The organism is Rubripirellula lacrimiformis (assembly GCF_007741535.1).
In the GTDB taxonomy this organism is placed as follows: domain Bacteria; phylum Planctomycetota; class Planctomycetia; order Pirellulales; family Pirellulaceae; genus Rubripirellula; species Rubripirellula lacrimiformis.
Genome location: NZ_CP036525.1, coordinates 6,039,404 through 6,057,469, shown reverse-complemented (window position 1 = coordinate 6,057,469; position 18,066 = coordinate 6,039,404). Strand labels below are relative to the sequence as shown.

General features: G+C 59.2%; 9 protein-coding genes. 5 read left to right on the top strand and 4 right to left on the bottom strand.

Annotation, left to right across the window (positions count from 1 at the left end):
* The first annotated feature begins 164 nt into the window (after window positions 1-164).
* Both K227x_RS21160 and K227x_RS21155 read left to right on the top strand, forming a co-directional pair.
* Window positions 165-3,986: a hypothetical protein gene (locus K227x_RS21160; protein WP_145172684.1), complete on the top strand. Its 3,822-nt coding sequence runs from the start codon at window positions 165-167 to the stop codon at window positions 3,984-3,986.
* Between the two features lie 895 nt (window positions 3,987-4,881).
* Window positions 4,882-6,288 (top strand): phytoene desaturase family protein, encoded by a 1,407-nt coding sequence (locus K227x_RS21155; protein ID WP_145172682.1) that lies wholly within the window; start codon window positions 4,882-4,884, stop codon window positions 6,286-6,288.
* Between the two features lie 175 nt (window positions 6,289-6,463).
* On the opposite strand, the gene lptB is transcribed toward K227x_RS21155, so the two are convergent.
* From lptB to K227x_RS21140, 3 genes are all read right to left on the bottom strand, one after another.
* Complete coding sequence (gene lptB, locus K227x_RS21150; protein WP_145172680.1) at window positions 6,464-7,336, bottom strand: LPS export ABC transporter ATP-binding protein; 873 nt, start codon at window positions 7,334-7,336, stop codon at window positions 6,464-6,466.
* Window positions 7,337-7,479: 143 nt separating this feature from the next.
* Window positions 7,480-9,504 carry a signal peptidase I gene (lepB, locus tag K227x_RS21145; RefSeq protein ID WP_145172678.1) on the bottom strand — a complete coding sequence of 675 codons (2,025 nt, stop codon included), beginning with the start codon at window positions 9,502-9,504 and terminating at the stop codon, window positions 7,480-7,482.
* A 1,123-nt stretch (window positions 9,505-10,627) separates the two neighbouring features.
* Window positions 10,628-13,696, bottom strand: a complete 3,069-nt coding sequence (locus K227x_RS21140; RefSeq protein WP_145172676.1) for a vitamin B12-dependent ribonucleotide reductase — start codon at window positions 13,694-13,696, stop codon at window positions 10,628-10,630.
* A 754-nt stretch (window positions 13,697-14,450) separates the two neighbouring features.
* Between K227x_RS21140 and K227x_RS21135 the strand changes: the two genes are divergently transcribed.
* Both K227x_RS21135 and K227x_RS21130 read left to right on the top strand, forming a co-directional pair.
* Window positions 14,451-14,879, top strand: a complete 429-nt coding sequence (locus K227x_RS21135; RefSeq protein ID WP_145172674.1) for a DUF2780 domain-containing protein — start codon at window positions 14,451-14,453, stop codon at window positions 14,877-14,879.
* Window positions 14,880-15,046: 167 nt separating this feature from the next.
* The gene (locus K227x_RS21130) at window positions 15,047-15,859 is read left to right on the top strand and encodes a sugar phosphate isomerase/epimerase family protein (RefSeq protein WP_145172672.1); all 813 of its coding nucleotides are present in this window, start codon (window positions 15,047-15,049) and stop codon (window positions 15,857-15,859) included.
* Window positions 15,860-16,092: 233 nt separating this feature from the next.
* Here the strand turns inward: K227x_RS21130 and K227x_RS21125 are convergent, their stop codons facing one another.
* Window positions 16,093-16,302: a hypothetical protein gene (locus K227x_RS21125; RefSeq protein WP_145172670.1), complete on the bottom strand. Its 210-nt coding sequence runs from the start codon at window positions 16,300-16,302 to the stop codon at window positions 16,093-16,095.
* Window positions 16,303-16,668: 366 nt separating this feature from the next.
* On the opposite strand from K227x_RS21125, the gene K227x_RS21120 reads away from it, so the two are divergent.
* Window positions 16,669-17,943, top strand: a complete 1,275-nt coding sequence (locus K227x_RS21120; protein WP_145172668.1) for an HD-GYP domain-containing protein — start codon at window positions 16,669-16,671, stop codon at window positions 17,941-17,943.
* Window positions 17,944-18,066 lie beyond the last annotated feature (123 nt).

The window sequence follows — 18,066 nt, the reverse complement described above, 5'->3', positions numbered from 1 at the left end:
CTTTGTCTGCGTTCCCACGGCAAATGATGTGCCGCGGCGGCTTTCCAGCAGATTTCCAACGCTGGCCCCCCCGGGGACCGAATGGCACACCGAACCGGGGCCGGAAAAACATGTCTTGGGGCTGGGGATCAATAATCGGTAGACTCGCCGTTCCGCCTCTACCGGTGGACCTCTATTCAATCTACGGCGGCAAGGACGAAACCGTGACGACAGATGACTTCCTGCTTGACCAAGCCGATCGTACGCTCCGCGACCAAACCCGCCGCCGTCGCGATGGACGGTCACGCCGTCGGGGCGTTTATCTGATCGGGGGCCTGACGCTAGTGGGTCTGTTGATCCTGGGCGGTCCGTCGCTGATCAGCCATTCGTCGATCGGCCAGTCGATGCTGACCAAATCGCTTGCCGAATACGGTTTCCAGGGCGATGCCAAGTCAATGCGGATCGGCTGGGTCACCCCGCTTCAAGTGACGGGGTTGAAGATCACTGGGATCGAAGCCGGCAGTGAGGTGACCATCGACCAGTTGGACATGGACATGACCGTCGGCGACCTGATCGCCGATTCGTCAATGTCCGACCTAGGGCAAATTTCGATCCGCGGCGTTCACATTGGTTGCAGTGTCGATGAGGGATCTTCATCGATCGAACAGGATCTAGCCAAGCTGTTGGAAACGTCTAGCGAAGGCGACACGACGGTGGGCAAAATCAAAGTCCAGGACATCACGTTGTCGGTCACCGACCGCGTTTCGGGACTCACCTGGCAGGTCGCTCAATCCAATGCTGACGTTGAACTGGGCCAACGCGATACAAAAATCACCTTCGAAGGCGTGTTGACGGAACCCGGTGGATCTGGCGGATCCCTGGGCGGCACCATGGACCTGACCAATTCGGCCCGGCCCAACGAATCAACGCCATGGAAAATCAATCTGCGCAGCGAATCGTTGCCGCTATCGGTGGTGGCACTGGCCCGCCGGCGGATGCCCGAACTGGCCTCGTCGATCCCCCAGCGAGTCGGCGGTGATGCGACCGGTGAAGTTGTCGTGACCAGCGGCCCGCGAGGCGAGATCGACGCGAGTGTTCGTAAGTTGCAGGTTCGAAACCTGACCGCCGAAGACGACACGATGTTGGGCAACGCGGGAACCCAGATGTGGCGAAACTCGCTGGCGACCCTGGATGGCGACATGACCGTCACGGGTACCCGCCTGTACGGTCGTCGGTTGGAAGCCACGACGGACTTTGCCAAAGCGACCATGGACGGAGTGGTATCGACGACGTTTTCGTTGGTCGGGGCGGACGACAATCCGCTGCGTTGGCTCGAAGCGATCGACGGGACCGCGACGGCCGAAGTGGACTTGGCTAAACTGGATGAAGCGTTGCCCGGTATGCTGCCGCTTCGCGAAGGTGCCCAATTGGTGTCCGGACGCGTCTTCGCACGTGTCGAATCCAACCCCGGCGCGCCCACCGCACGCGGATCGGACTCCGGTGCATCCATTCGTCGCAGCAAACTGTCGATCGTCAGCGATGCGCTGCGTGCCCGGTCCAATGGGGCGGCCGTGGTGATCGACCCGGTCGAACTGACGGCCACCGTGTCGACGAAAAACGGGCAGGTCCGCGCCGAACAATTCGCTTGGAACAGTGCGTTTGGGTCCGCTGTGGGACAGGGCGACCTGCAAAGCGGCAATGCCGACGTCCAAATCGATTTCGGCCGATTGATGGCGATGCTGCGTCCGATCGTCGATATTTCCGAAGCTCAATTGGCTGGATCAGCACGCGGCGAAATCCGCTGGAACGCGTCAGCCGACAATGTATGGCGGCTGCAGGGCAGCGGCGACGCGACCAATCTGCTGGTGACACTGCCCGGCGGCCAAACCCTGCGTCGACAATCGATGAAGGGAGACATCGAGGCGGTCGGTCGTTGGGGAGGCCAATCCCTGGATGAACTGACCAGCGCCAGATTGGATGTGACGACCAATGGATTGGCACTGGAAGCGGCGCTCGTGCGTCCGGTCCAACGCCCCGACCCAGCCGTGCCGATGCCTATTTCGATTCGCAGCAGCGGTCGATTGGAAACAGTCACCGAATTGGCGGCCGCCTGGATGCCCGCCGAACTGGTCGATGCAACCGGCAATTTTCAATTCACCGCCGAAGGTGTATTTTCGACCATCGATAGCCGCGTGCGTCAGATGCAGTTGAAGATGACGCAGCCGCGATTGGTTTACGGCAGCCAATACCTAAGCCAACCGGAAGTCGACATCCACTTCACCGGCGAACTGCTACTGCCAGCGGCGGAATTACGCGCCGACAAGTTGACGCTAGCCGGCGACGCGCTCAGCGCGGCCGCCCAGGGCACCGCCAACAGCGAAGCGATCGACATGGAAATCAAATGGCGAGCCAAGCTGGAACGATTGCAGGGCAGCGTCCAGTCACGCGTCGTTACCACCGCCCCCAATGGCATCCGACCACTGCATGGCCCCGTACCGCTGACTTCGACCTCACCGAACTCGGTGCAACCGGTCGGATATCAAACAGGTGCCACGGTCCAGACCGATTCATGGCTGTTGATGGGTGACTGCGAAGGCGAGTTTCATTTTGTGAAAACCGACCAGTGGTTGGACGTGATCAGCGAGATGACGGGAACCAACTTGGCGGTCATCTCGCCCCCGAGCGCCAGTGCCGCGTTCCAGACCATGGGCCCGATGCCCCAGTCCGCCTATCAAAACAACGCGATCGCATCGGGGCCACAAGGCGATGTTGTCTGGTCTGAACCGAACCTCCAGATCAACGGCAAAGTTCGCTACAGCACACAGTCGGGCGACATTCAAGCCGATCAACTGCAAGTCGCGGGCGACTGGTTTGCCGCCACGCTGACCGGATTGATCGTTTGGAATGACCAGATCGGAAAGATCGACTTGAAGGGGCCGGCGCGACTGAAAATGAACGAAGTCGCGACTCGCCTATCGCCCTTGGCTGGGATCCCCATCGTGGCCACGGGCATTCACGAAACCCCCGTTGAAATTCACGCCCTGCGGCGTCCCGATGGCGAGATCGGCCTGGATGTGCTGGCCAAACTTGGCTGGGAATCGGGCGAAGTTGCTGGCGTGGCTTTCGGTCCGGCATCGATCCCGATCCGAATGACCGAAACGACAGTCACGGTGTCCCCATCGACCGTCGCGGTAGGCGCCCCGGGCACGCTGGCGGCCGGCGGCGAAGTGGGCGGTGGCAACCAAGGCAAACTGAACCTGGCCGGCCGAATCAACTATCGTCCGGGGCCGATGTGGATGCAGTTGGATCGCGGGGTGGTCGCCGATTCGATCCAGTTGACTCCCGAAATGACCGATCGGTGGCTGAAATACTTGGCCCCGCTGGCGGCGAATACAGCCCGAATCCAGGGCACGATTTCGGCGGATCTGGACGAGGCTCTTATCGTCTTTGATGATCCCAACCAAACCCGGATTGGCGGTCGCCTGAAAATCGACGGGATCGACATGAACGCCGGTCCTTTGGCAAACCAAATCATCAGTGGTGTGGACCAACTCCGAGCGTTGGCTGGCGCCTTGGCAGGTCAGTCGGTGGCGGCGTCCAACAACCGCACACTGATCACGATGCCGCCGCAAACGGTCGACTTTGCGGTGGACCGAGGCGTGGTCGTGCACGACCGAATGTACTTTGAAATCGACCGTGCCGAAGTCATCACGGGCGGCCAAGTCGCGTTCGATGGCCGGATGAACATGGTCGCCCAAGTGCCGCTGGACCCACGATGGTTGGGCCGTGACCTGCAGGGATTGGCTGGGCAAACGGTGTCGCTGCCGGTCCAAGGATCGATTTCCCAACCGCGGTTGGATTCGTCCGGAGTCCGCCAAGTGGTGACCCAATTGGCAACGCAAGCGGTCCAGACCAACGGCGAAAACTACCTGCAAAAACAGTTGAACAAGCAGTTCGAAAAAATCGGCTTCGATAAGATGGGATTGGAAAAACTATTCGGACGGTAGTCGGGGAAGGCTGACTGTTTGAACTGGGGGGGGCCGTCTCGGATCGAGAGTCTCCGGATCGGGAGCAGGAGTTTCTGGGGCGATTGGCAGGCGGGATCCGGCGTTTTGCTTGGCGAGGTGGTGGAGCCGCTGTTTGAAGGATTGGCGTGTGACTTCCGGCCACCCGCTTGCACGAGCACTTGTGCTTTCTCCCCCCCCTCACCCCCGGCCCCTCTCCCCCACATCGGACACGAGCAGAACTCGCGTCCGATGCGGGGGAGAGAGGAGGCGGAGCTGTGGCAGCTCTTGAACTTGAACTCGAACTCGAACTTTCCCCCCCTCACCCCCGGCCCCTCTCCCCCACATCGGACACGAGCAGAACTCGCGTCCGATGCGGGGGAGAGAGGAGGCAGAGCTGTGGTAGCTCTTGAACTTGAACTTGAACTCGAACTCGAACTCGAACTTTCCCCCCTCACCCCCGGCCCCTCTCCCCCACATCGGGCACGAGTAGAACTCGCGTCCGATGCGGGGGAGAGGGGAGGCGGAGCTGTGGCAGCTCTCGAACTCGAACTCGAACTCGAACTTTCCCCCCCTCACCCCCGGCCCCTCTCCCCCACATCGGACACGAGCAGAACTCGCGTCCGATGCGGGGGAGAGGGGAGGCAGAGCTGTGGCAGCTCTCGGACTCGGGCTTGGGTTTTCCAGCCCGCCGGCGGCGGAAATAGCCGTCAAACGGGGCACTTCACTCTCACTGCCCCCCGTTTTCGCTTCGTAGGCGGCTCGCTGGGGTTCTCGACTTCTATTCGATCGTTGTCGATCCCTTGTCGTTGACCTATTCTGTCGGGTCAAGCGTCCACTCGCGTTCTTGCGGACATCGCTGACCGTCCGCCGACCTTCATCTGCTAGCCCGATATCCATGACTGCTGCTTACGACACGATCATCATTGGTGCCGGGATGAGCGGCTTGGCGGCTGGAATTCGTTTGGCGCACTTTGATCAACGCGTCTGCATTCTGGAAAAACACTACACCATCGGCGGCTTGAATTCGTTTTATCGGATGGGGGGGCGTGACTATGACGTCGGCCTGCACGCGATGACGAACTATGCGACCAAGGGGTCGGACAAGCGAGGTCCGCTGGCCAAGCTGATTCGCCAATTGCGGTTCCGATGGGAAGATTTCAAGCTGGCCGAACAGATTGGATCCTCGATCCGTTTCCCCGATGTCTCGCTGGACTTCACCAACGACATCGCATTGCTGGAATCCGAGATCGCCAAACAGTTCCCCGGCCAGGTCGACGGGTTCCGTTCGCTGTGCGGTTCGCTGCTGGACTACACCGACATGGACGGCGATTCGCCCGATTTCATGCGTTCGGCGCGTGACGTGATGGCGGAACACATCAGCGAACCGTTGCTGATCGAAATGCTGATTTGCCCGCTGATGTGGTACGGCAACGCTCGCGAGAACGACATGGACTTTGGTCAGTTCTGCATCATGTTCCGGGCTTGCTATTTGGAGGGCTTCGGACGCCCGTTCAAAGGTGTCCGCGTGATCCTGAAGAACCTGGTCAAGAAGTTTCGCGGCCTCGGTGGTGAACTGAAACTGCGCAGCGGGGTCGCCAAGATCCATGTCGAAAACGGACAGGCTGTCGGCGTGGTCCTGGACGATGGAACCGAACTGACGGGCAAACGGATCCTGTCGTCTGCTGGCAACATTGAAACGCTGCGGATGTGCGACGACATCAGCAAAGTGGATGTCGCGCGAGCCGGCAAACTTTCGTTCATTGAATCGATTTCCGTGCTGGACCGAAAACCCATCGATTTTAACTTTGACCGCACGATCGTGTTCTACAACGACAGCGAAAAGTTCCATTGGCAGAAACCCAGCGATAGCCTCTGTGACGCTCGCACCGGCGTGATCTGTTCGCCCAATAATTACATCTACGATGCCGAGGAAGGTGAATTGCCCGACGGCGTGATTCGGATCACAACGCTGGCCGATCATGATCGTTGGTGTGCACTGCCGGAAGAAAAATATCGAGCCGAAAAGGTGATCCAGTACGACGATGCGATCGCATCGGCGATCCGATTCATGCCCGATTTCCGCGGCTATGTCGTCGACACCGATGTGTTCACGCCCAAGACGATCCGCCGGTTCACGTTCCACGACAACGGTGCGGTCTACGGTGCACCCGACAAACAGCTGGACGGAACCACGCATCTGCCGAACGTGTTTTTGTGCGGCACCGACCAGGGATTCGTGGGGATCGTGGGCGCCATCGTCAGCGGCATCAGCATGGCCAACCGGCATTGTTTGCAGGTCTAGCCGCCTGCAATCCTGTTTGGCCGTGGAATAGAGACGGTCATAGGGTTCGCCAAAATCTGCTCCGGTTCATCCCGTGGGCACGAATTCGTGCAGGCGACGCGAAGGATGTCTGACAAATTCCCACGACGGCATGGATGAATGGGTTGGACGTCCAGCGGTGACTCAGCGTCGGCCGCTAAACGTCAGTGACTCGGCGTTGCACTGGGATGCGAGCGGGTTCTGCGGGATTGGCCGCACCTGGCACCGGCCCGGGAGCTGCGATGTCGGTTCGGAAGTGGGGACGCGGGACTCCGCCGTGAAGGTTTTTGTCGACTCCGTCCAGGTCGCCAAGATACTCTTCGCGAACCTTTGGATGCTGTTTGACTTCGTCCGGCGTTCCGGCCACCAATACTTGCCCTTGGTAGATCACATAGCATCGATCCACGGTCCCAAGGATTTCTCGCGCTGCGTGGTCCGTGATCAAGACGCTGATCCCGTTGTCGCGAAGCTGCAAAATCACTTCTTGGATCGATTGGACCGTCACCGGGTCGATCCCGGCAAAGGGTTCGTCCAACATCACAATCTTCGGATCGGATACCAAGCAGCGTGCGATTTCCAAACGTCGTCGTTCACCGCCCGATAGTCCACCAGCTTTGCTTTTGCGGATATGGGTGATGTTGAACTCTTCCAGCAGTTCGTCGGTACGAATTTTCCGAGCCTTGCGATCAACGCCCAGCAATTCCAACAGCGCTGATATGTTCTGTTCGACCGTCAGCTTTTTGAACACGCTGGGCTCCTGCGGCAGATATCCCATGTGTCCGTCGCGGGCGCGGCGGAACATCGGCCACTGAGTCACATCGACGCCGTCTAGATAGACGCGTCCACGGTCCGGTTCGACCATGCCACAGATCATCCGAAAACTGGTCGATTTACCGGCTCCGTTCGGCCCCAGCAGACCGACGATCTCGGCCGGACCGACGTGTAGATTGACGCCGTCGACAACGCGGCGGCGACCGTACGTCTTTTGCAGCTCGAAGGCTTCCAGGACCCAAGGGGTATCGTTGCTCATCTTTGCATTTCCGTTGCGTGCTGATTCGAATCGCCGAGAGTTCGGTCGGGGCGATCGAAGTAGGTGGGGCGGCCGCGATATCCAGGGGCGGTTTCCTTGGCGAGTCGGCCGGGACCACGCCCCTGCCGACCCAAGCGGTCAGGCTAACGAATCAATTTCATGCGTTTAAAGTTGGGCGTGAACGGGACCGGCGAACTCCACGAATGCGGCCAGAAAACGACCAGGGCTTTCCCGACCAACAGATTCCGTGGCACGTACGAATCGTTCGACCAACGCCACGCGTCTTCGTTGACGCCACGCGGCAACTGAAATTGGTTTTTGGTGCCAGCCCAGCAGCGGGCATCCAGGCTTTCGGGGCTGTTGTCGCCCATTGGGAAAAACTGGTCGGCTTCCAGAGGGAACGAAACTTCACGGCGAGTTTCCCAGCCGATGAAATCAGCCCATCGATCCGGCATCGTGAATACTTGCTGGACCTCGCCGAGCGTCACGCTACCGCCAGCCAAGCGAAACATCTCTGCCATGTCGTAGTCAAAAATGCCGCCAAAGCTGCTGTCGTTGGTCGCGATGTAGTATTGGTCACGCCGCACTTCCATCCGCCGGACCGTCGCCTGGCCACCGGTGATCGCGATGCCAGCGGGTGCCGCATCCAACGGATCCTCGGGCGACCATTGCGGGTGATCCTGGGCTCGTGATCGAAAATCGCGTGCGTCGTATGTGGTGGGCGAATCGAATGACACGACGTCGCCATCGACCCACAACGTGATTTTGTCATCACAATTGCTGATTTGGACGGTGTGCCGGGACCCCGCGCGGACGCCGGTTGATGCGACCGGGTGATCGTTGCCATCGTCGAAAGTTCGTTCCTGGGCATCGATGATCGACAGCGTGGCTTTGCCGTCGGCCAGATCGATCCGGCATTGATATTTGATGCCGGCTTCGACCAATTCCAAGGTCAGTGCTTTGGCGTCGGCAGACGTTTCGACGTCGGCTTGGTAGATCAAGTCGCCCACCCAGTGCAGTCCGTCGCGTCCGAGTTCTTGGCGGCCATCGTCCTGGCCGCCCCAGATTGCGACCCCGCGGAACTGGCTTGGATCGCCACCGCTTTGATACTTTCGGCTGAACGAACCTTCGCTATATCCGCCGTTCATCGATCGTTCAAAACCACCACCGCTGCTGACCGATGGGCGGTCGTCGTAAACGTAGCCGGCGGGCACTTGGATGTAGGAATCGTAGGCATAGAAGTCCGTGATCGCTCGCGACTGGTACGGATCCGCATCGGCCAACGATTCACCTTGATCGGCCGCGGCCCATTGTTCGTCGGTGGGCCAGTGGTGAAAGTAACGCAGCCATTTCGGCGATTGATCCGCTTGGACGGTCGCGACCAACCCATCGGCGCTGCGTTCGACTTTCCACGAATCGGTCGGTGGCGCGGTGGCACCTGTGGCCCACGGCTGCCAGCGGCTGGGGTAACCGGCTTGGATCAAAACTTCGGCTTGATGGTCGGTGTCGTAAACCAGGTGGCTCATCGCCTGCATCGTGCTGGGCGGCTTACGCAGGATCGCTGACTTGTCGTCGGTGCCGGTGGGGTGCGAAAACACGTCGCCGTGGCTGAGTGTCAGCGTTTCGCCGGGCAGTCCGACCAATCGCTTGATGTAATTCTGCTTCGGGTTGCCCGGGTATTTGAACACGATCACATCCCAACGCTCGGGCTCCGCAATCATGTACTTGAACTTGCTGACCAAAATCCGGTCGCCGTTGAACGTCGTGTGATCCGAATTGTCCTTCAGGTCCAAGGAATTGATGTGTCGGCAATTCGGGCAAATCCCGCCGACAACGACCAGATCGGTGCGTGGACCGCTGCGTTCGCGACTCGCCCCTACCGGGAAGGTTTGGGAACAGCGATCGCAGACCAGGTCCTTGTGGGCCCCCATCAGCGTCGGAGCCATCGATCCGGTCGGGATCACGAAAGCTTCGGCCAAAAACGCCCGAAAAAGCAGTGCCAAGATGAAGGCGACCACAAACGCTTCGACCGTTTCCCGCTGAGCTGCGACACGAAACTTGGCCGCTCGCTGCTGGTTCGGCGAACGGTCGTCCGGAGCGTCCGTCAAATTGGCGGCTGCCTCGGCGGTTTCCCGCTCGATGCGTTTGGCGTTCTTGGATCGGGCCATCGTCAGATGCTTATGAAGGAAAACGGGAAATTGGGGCGCAGTGTCAGGTTCGCATCCTAGCTATTTCGCCCGACTTACGGAACTTCGGTTTTCCCGGCCAAATATTGGCGACCGACGAGAAACGAGCGGCCGAAACGCCAGCGGAGGGCAGAGGGATGGATTGCAAATTGCAAAATGAACATTGCAAATTGGATATTGGCGCTGGGGGGGGGAGCGGGAGCGTGAACGGATCCGGGGCTGCTGGGAGCGAGTGGTGCTTTGTCTTTTCGATTTGCATTTTGAAATGTTCAATTTGCAATTTGCAATTTTTTGTGCCCCCTTATCCCAGCCCTCTCCCCCACGCTGCATGCGAGCTCCACTCGCACGCAACGCGTGGGAGAGGGGGCTAAAAGCGGACGCGGGCTGGATGGTGCAGAGGGATGGATTGCAAATTGCAAAATGAACATTGCAAATTGGATATTGGCGCTGGGGGGGAGTGGGGGCGTGAACGGATCCGGAGCTGCGGGGAGCGAGTGGTGCTTTGTCTTTTCGATTTGCATTTTGAAATGTTCAATTTGCAATTTGCAATTTTTTGTGCCCCCTTATCCCAGCCCTCTCCCCCACGCTGCATGTGAGCTCCACTCGCACGCAACGCGTGGGAGATGGGGCTAAAAGGGGACGCGGGCTGGGTGGTGCAGAGGGATGGATTGCAAATTGCAAAATGAACATTGCAAATTGGATATTGGCGCTGGGGGGGAGTGGGAGCGTGAACGGATCCGGGGCTGCTGGGAGCGAGTGGTGCTTTGTCTTTTCGATTTGCATTTTGAAATGTTCAATTTGCAATTTGCAATTTTTTGTGCCCCCTCATCCCCATCCCTCTCCCCCAGCGTTGCATGCGAGCTCCACTCGCACGCAACGCGTGGGAGATGGGGCTAAAAGGGGACGCGGGCTGGGTGGTGCAGAGGGATGGATTGCAAATTGCAAAATGAACATTGCAAATTGGATATTGGCGCTGGGGGGGGAGTGGGGACTAGGAGGGGATTTGTCTGCAGGCATGAAAAAACCGCCGGCGCTGTTGCGCCGGCGGTTGAGATGATTCGATGGAGACCAGATCGTGGGATCGGAGCCTGGCTACCGATTCGCTTTAGCTGCAGCCCATGCTGTTGCCGCAGTTGTGGCAGAGGTAGCAGTTGCCGTTTCGAACGGTGATGCTGCCGCAATTGTCACAGCTCGGCGCGTCGATCTGGAAGCGAGCGAATTGGTCGCCCTGGCCTCCCATGCCATCGGCATCGGGTTCTGCTTTGGCGTGACCGTTGCTGCTGCCATTGCTGGCTGAACCATTGCTGGGCGTTTCGCCGAATGCTGCCAACAGCGTGGCTCTTTCGGCCAAGGCCACTGCGGCTCCGGCGTCTTCCCGCAACCCTTCCATCACCGACGACGTGTTGATCGGGGCGGTCGATACGACGTCGTTGCCTTGATTGGTGCTTTCGCGAGCCGGCATGTTGTCATGTCCGCTCATGAAAGTCAGGCCCAACCAACGGGCAATGTAATCGACGACGCTCTTGGCAATCCGAATGTCCTTGTTGGACGTGTGGCCCATCGGTTCAAAACGGGTGTGGCTGAACTTGTTGACCAGCACTTCCAATGGCACGCCATACTGCAGCGCGATCGACAGTGCGGTGCCGAAGCTGTCCATGATGCCGCCGATCGTTGATCCTTCTTTCGCCATCGTGATGAAGATCTCGCCCGGACGTCCGTCCGGATACAGACCCACGCACAGGTAGCCTTCGTGACCGGCAATCGTGAACTTGTGCGTCACGCTTTGACGGGTGTCGGGCAATCGTTCGCGGCGAGGCTTGTAGACGATCTTTTCGACCGTTTCGGTGACGACCTTGGCAGCCGCGTCGGCCGCTTTGCCCTCTTCGCTCTTGGTGTTCAGCGGCTGCGACTGCTTGCTGCCGTCGCGGTAGATCGCGATCGCCTTCAGCCCCAGTTCCCAACCCCAGAAGTACGCGTTGGCGATGTCGGCGGGAGTCACGTCGTTGGGCATGTTGACGGTCTTGCTGATCGCACCCGACAAGAACGGCTGGGCAGCCGCCATCATCGTGATGTGAGCTTGCCAACGGATACTGCGAATGCCATTGGCTGGCTGAAACGCACAATCGAAGACGGACAGGTGTTCGTCTTTCAGTTCCGGTGCACCTTCGATCGTGTCGTTGGTGTCAATGTAGGCCAGGATGACTTCGATCTGTTCTTCGTTGTAGCCGAGTTTCAACAATCCCAGTCGGACGGTTTGGTTGACGATCTTCAGCATGCCGCCGCCGGCCAATTGCTTGTACTTCACAAGCGCGATGTCTGGTTCGATCCCGGTGGTGTCGCAGTCCATCATGAAACTGATCGTGCCGGTCGGTGCCAACACGGTGGCTTGAGCGTTGCGGAAGCCGAACTTTTCGCCGATTTCCAGCACATCGTCCCACAACTTCTGGGCCGCTTCCTTCAACTCTGCTGGGCCATCATCGTTGATCTGGTCGCATGCCTCGCGGTGCATTCGCATCACGTTCAACATCGGCTTTTCGTTGTTCGAATAGCCATCGAATGGGCCGACCACCGAAGCCAATTCCGCGCTGGTGCGGTTGGCTTCGCCATGCAGAAGTGCGGTCAACGAACCACAGACACCGCGTGCGGCGTCCGAATCGTAGGCCACGCCGCTGGTCATCACGACACTGCCCAAGTTCGAATATCCCAGTCCCAGCGGGCGATAACGATGGCTGTTGGCCGCGATCGGTTCCGTCGGGTAGGACGCGTGGTCCACCAAAATTTCCTGAGCGATGAAGAACAGACGCGATGCTGCGCGGAACCGTTCGGTGTGGAACTTGCCGTCGGGTTGGACGAACTTCATCAGGTTGATGCTGGCCAAGTTACAGGCCGTGTCATCCAAGAACATGTATTCGCTGCATGGGTTCGATGCGTTGATCGCACCGCTGTTGGGACACGTGTGCCACTTGTTGATCGTCGTGTCGTACTGGACGCCCGGGTCGCCGCAGTGCCATGCACATTCGGCCATCTTGTTCAGCAGTTCCTTGGCGTCGTAAGACGGTGGGGTGCCCTTGGCCTTGTCCGATACCCAGCGGGTTTGGAATTGAGTGCCACCGCGAACCGCGTCCATGTATTCGTCGGTCAAACGAACCGACAGGTTGGCGTTTTGGAAACATACGCTGCCGTAGGCTTCGCCGTTGAAGTTCGATTCATAGCCTTCGCGGATCAGTGCGTGAGCCTTCTTTTCTTCGTTCCATTTGCACTCGATGAATTCCAGCACGTCCGGGTGCCAGACTTTCAACGATTGCATTTTGGCAGCACGCCGAGTCTTGCCACCGCTCTTCACCACGCCGGCGATCGAATCGTAGACTCGCATGAACGACAATGGGCCCGATGGAGTGCCGCCGCCCGACATCCGTTCGCGCTGCGATCGGATGGTCGATAGGTCAGTCCCGGTTCCGCTGCCGAACTTGAACAACATCGCTTCGCTGCAAGCCAGCCGCATGATGTCTTCCATGTTGTCGTCGACGCTTTGGATAAAGCACGCCGATCCCTGCGGGTACTCGTACGAGTTCTCCGGCTGGTCAACGCATCCTTGTTCGGCATTCCAACGCCAATTGCACTTCGCTCCCGCCACGCCGTACTGGGCATGCAGCCCGACGTTGAACCATACCGGGCTGTTGAACGCACCGTGCTGGTGCAGGCACAACCAGGTCAGTTCGCGGTAAAAACGATCGCCGTCTTCGGGCGAATCGAAATAGCCGTCGGCCAAACCCCAGTCGGTGATCGTGCGCGTGACGCGGTGGATCAGTTGACGAACGCTCTTTTCACGCTCGCCTTCGTTGGTCGGGTCGCCGTAGAAATACTTGGAAACGACAACGTTGGTTGCCAATTGAGTCCAAGCGGCAGGGATTTCGCAGTCGGTTTGCTCGAACAGAGCCTTCCCGCTCTCGTCCTTGATCGCTGCGCTTCGCAGTTCCCACTGAGTGGTCTCGAACGGGGTCTGGCCGTTATCCGGGCAGAACACGGTATCGATCTTCAGACCGTGCGAACCGGTGCGTTGGCGAGTGCCGAAACGTGATTGAGCGTACTCAACACCATGTTCCGAGTTGACCTTTTCGATCGCCGGGTCACCAGAAAGATTTTCAGAGGCGCGTGCAGACAGAACCGTGGCCATGACTTTGAGACTCCTTGAGGGTCATCCGTGGATTGATCACCAACGCCAAGTTTCGCAAATTTCCGTGCGAAGCGTCCGTCACCAATCATTGTATTGATCAGAACATAAACAAGTGTCGACCTATGGCGGCCCAGTGCTGGGGGTTGGCTCGGCCGGGGGGCACCATCACAGGCATCAATCCTTCGACGCATCCCGACCTGCAACGTTTCCCTAAACGTTAATGAAAGCACTACCGGTAGTAACTTTCGCACTCGAAAGCCACTACATGTGGACGACTGGGGCGTGATCGTACCGATTGCAGATAGCATGTCAAACTGAATCCTCGCCGTGGAGGTAAGTCGTGCTTAGGGTTCGAGTTACGTCCGCCAGCCCGGCCCCGCTCGACACCGATCGCAGACGTCTGGATTCGACTTAAGTCGTTTGACAGTTAAGAGTTAGTGAAGTTTGCAAGCAAATCAAACCGGACCGTGGAAAACGCGTCGGAAACTGGAAAATATCCCGGGCTGCGACAACCCGTAGGCAAGACAGGCAATCTAGCGCCAGCGCTGATACCCCCGCCCGCGGCGGTGCGATGATCCGTTGGTTCGCCGCTGATCGAGGTGCGGGCTGCCCCCCCGTGTGGGCGCAGGCATCGATCAGGCGGGCGGCCCCGGGTTGCCCGGCCCCCGTGATGGCTCCAAGATACAAACCAGGCAGACTTCTCCCCCCTGCTCCCTCTTCTTCTCTTCGAATCAAATCACACGGAGTGACCCCCATGGACGAATTGATCCAACAACTGATCAGCAAGCTAGGAATCGACGAATCGGTTGCAAATGCTGCGACCGGCAAAGCGATGGCGATGGTCAAAGAACACGCTGGCGATGAACTGTTCGGCAAGATCGCCGCGGCAGTCCCCGGTGCCGTCGAATCTGCCGCAGCGGGCAGCCAGGACGCTGCTGGTGGTGCTGCAGCGTCCGGCGGCGGCATGCTGGGCAAACTAGCTGGCATGGCGTCCAGTGCCCTGGGCGGATCGGCTGGTGGCGGCCTAGAACTAGGTGCGGCTCTTTCGGGTGCCGGTCTGGATTCGGACAAAATGGGCGGTTTTGTATCCATGGTGATCGCATTCCTGAAGGAAAAAGCAGGCGATGAAGTCATGGAACAAGTCCTCAACAAGTTCCCGATGCTAAAAACCCTGTTGGGTTAGGCGACAAACCCAAGCGACAAGTTTGGCACCAGTCGGGCAATCCGCGCTGGTGCCACCGCGGCTGCCGACGACGTAGCCACCGCGGACGATTCATCGGCCGCCCTTTCCCACCGCTTCCCCATCGAAGCGTTCCCCACCCTTCCCATCCCCTGCCACCGACAACTCTGATGAAGTACGCGATCTGCAACGAAACCTTCGGCGACTGGTCACTCGATCGATCCTTGGGACTGTCCGTCGACAATGGCTATACCGGATGGGAGGTCGCTCCGTTCATGTTGACCGACGACATCGATTCGCTGGACGCAGCGGCCCGAGCCGCCTATCGCCACCAAGTCGAAGCGGCGGGAATGGAAATCATCGGTCTGCACTGGTTGTTGGCCAAAACGAACGGTTTCCATCTGACGACGCCCGATGCCGAAATGCGGCAGGCGACGGCCAATCACTTGATCAAATTGGCTGGGCTGTGCAGCGACCTGGGCGGCCAGTTGATGGTCTTGGGATCGCCTCAACAGCGAAACTTTCCCGCCGATCAATCAATGCAATCGGCCATGGAGAACGCCGCCGGTGTATTGCAGCGGGTTGCACCGGAGCTGGAAAAGCTAGATGTCCAAATCGCCATCGAACCGCTTGGTCGGGGTGAAGGAAACTTTCTGAACACGGCCGCCGAGGGCCGGCAGTTGATGGCCATGGTGGATAGCCCCAAAGTGCAGCTGCACTTGGACGTCAAAGCGATGAGCGACGAACCGACACCGACGCCGCAGATTATCCGCGACAACGCGGACGCCATGATCCATTTCCACGCCAATGACCCCAACCTGTTGGGACCAGGCATGGGCGAAGTGGAATTCCGCCCCATCTTCGATGCGCTGCGTGATGTCCACTACGATGGATGGGTCAGCGTCGAAGTCTTTGATTACTCCCCTGGCCCGGAAACGCTGCTGAAGACCAGTATGCAAAACATGCTGGCGGCACAGGCCTAAGGCGGCGTCACCGACGATCCCCGCGAGCGGCGGCGGTGCCGCCGACAGTGTTGGGGCGGGGACGAAACCGTTGGCGGTTGGTTGATTTTGTGAGCCGTGACCGCGTAAGCGGCCGGGAATCCCCCTCAAAGTGGCCCGTGGCCACACGGCCAGAGGCCTATTCCATTGCCGCTGAAAGTACGACTGGATCGGCAAACCGTTGGCGACTTTCGCGACGGGTGCCCGCGGGGTGGTTACGCTTGTCCGCGGGATTTTCGCAGCGACGCCAGCGCGTAGAGCCCACCTAGAATCAGGGCGGTGACCATGACGACTGGGACGACGTGGTTGGCGTCGGTCACGTAGTGCAGCGGGCCGGGTTCGCCGTGACCAGGATGCGCCGACGCAGCGGCATCGCTGAGGGTGACGAAACCGGCGACGGCTAGCATTCGAAGGTGGACGTTCAAAGTTGATTCCGCAAAACGAGTGGTTGAGTTTCAAAACCGGTCCTATCTTCTAAGCGCCGCGGATGGATCTGTCGAGCCTTCCGATGGTCCGGTCGTATCGATCACACGCTTTCTGGCCATCGGCCAGCGACACATTCTGTCAAAGACTGACGATTGTGCCAGTGAATCCACGCCAGCTAAAACCGGTGCACTTGCGATGTCGAAACAAACTGGGTGCCGACTTGGGCACGGCGTCGACGTCCACCTGCCCCCGATGGCCTGTTCGATTGGCGGTCGCCGACGCCGTCATGCGGTGCGTTTGTAAGTTCAGCGGACGCACCATCCGGGGCCACACGTGTTTGCTTTCCAAGGGATGGATACACCGCGATGAAGTGCAAGCTGGTTCCAATTTCGACGCTCAAGGCAGGCGCGATTCTAAGTGCTCCGATTGCCGATCCCCACACGCCTTCGGTCAAACTGTTGGCCGAAGGCACGGCGATCAGCGACCAGTTCATTTCGCGTTTGGTCGCTCGCGGCGTCGAATCGGTCGTGCTGAGTCTGCGGGACGTTGCCATCCTGTCCGCCTTTGTTCCGCAAGGCCGCCGAACCAAGGTTCCGCCGCCACCGGCCTATGTGCGATCACAAAGCACCAATGACTATGCCGATGCCTTGGATTCGCACGTCCAGTTCTCCGGACCGCTGAACGTCGCGTCGGAAACTCCGCTCGCGGAAACCTATGACAAACCGGCCAACTGTGGTTACGCCGACGGATTGCCCGCCGCATGGGCCCGGGAATCGGATGAACGGATCGACCGAGTCAATCGATTCTTTGCCGATACGGCACACGATTCATCGACCGATATCGATCCACTGGACCAGACCTGCGAAGACCTGTTGGCCCGGATGGCCGAAGACCAGGATGCTTTGGTTTGTTGGGCCTGTGCGCCTTACGAATCCGATTATCCATCACGGCATGGGGTCCACTTGGCAACGGTCGCGATGGCGATCGGAATCGAAATGGGGCTAGGCCGAAAGGCTGTCAAGGATCTCGGGATCGGCTGCTTGGTCCACGATGTGGGAATGCAGGAAGTCGGGCTGGAGATGTTCGATACCGGTCGTCCGCTGGGCCATGGGCAACTTTCTCGGCTGGCCGACCATCCGGTCCGCGCCATCAACATCGCGGGCGAATATGGCGAATCGCTTTCCGACGCGACCAAGTTTGTCGTCTACCAATTGCACGAACGCGGCGACGGCAGCGGCTACCCGCGTGGCCTGACCGCCGAATCGATTCACCCGCTGGCCAAAATTGCCGCTGTCGCCGATGCGTTCGTCGGCATGCTGACCAACCGACGGCACCGGCTAGCGATCCAGGGTTACTTTGCGATCGTGAATCTGTTGGAAGAGATGCAAAAGGGAAAGTTCGACGCGCGAGTGATCCGGGGGCTGCTGTATGCGACGTCGATGTACCCGTTGGGCAGCCGTGTCTGGATCGGTGACCACCAGGTGGGGCGAGTGATCCGTAGCGGCGCGGAAAACTTTGGCTTCCCGACTGTCGAATTGTGGGACAGGGACCGCCAAAGCGAAGCGCCGGCCATCGTCAACCTGTTCGAAGAACCACAGTACCAGATCACCGGATCGCTGCCGGCGACTCGCGCCGCCTAACGACGCCCCGTCGTGCTGCCCGGGGCACGTCCTGCCCAGGTGATCGCAATCTTGGGCAGGAAAGACCGCGGTAGATGAAGTTCGGTTTTCGCAATTCGTCTGGGGCAGACGCATCGATGCAAA

Bases quoted from the DNA above. Each gene is read 5' to 3' on its own strand.
- K227x_RS21155 (WP_145172682.1), top strand. From the start codon at position 4,882: ATGACTGCTGCTTACGACACGATCATCATTGGTGCCGGGATGAGCGGC.
- K227x_RS21135 (WP_145172674.1), top strand. From the start codon at position 14,451: ATGGACGAATTGATCCAACAACTGATCAGCAAGCTAGGAATCGACGAA.
- lepB (WP_145172678.1), bottom strand. From the start codon at position 9,504: ATGGCCCGATCCAAGAACGCCAAACGCATCGAGCGGGAAACCGCCGAG.
- K227x_RS21130 (WP_145172672.1), top strand. From the start codon at position 15,047: ATGAAGTACGCGATCTGCAACGAAACCTTCGGCGACTGGTCACTCGAT.
- K227x_RS21140 (WP_145172676.1), bottom strand. From the start codon at position 13,696: ATGGCCACGGTTCTGTCTGCACGCGCCTCTGAAAATCTTTCTGGTGAC.
- K227x_RS21120 (WP_145172668.1), top strand. From the start codon at position 16,669: ATGAAGTGCAAGCTGGTTCCAATTTCGACGCTCAAGGCAGGCGCGATT.
- lptB (WP_145172680.1), bottom strand. From the start codon at position 7,336: ATGAGCAACGATACCCCTTGGGTCCTGGAAGCCTTCGAGCTGCAAAAG.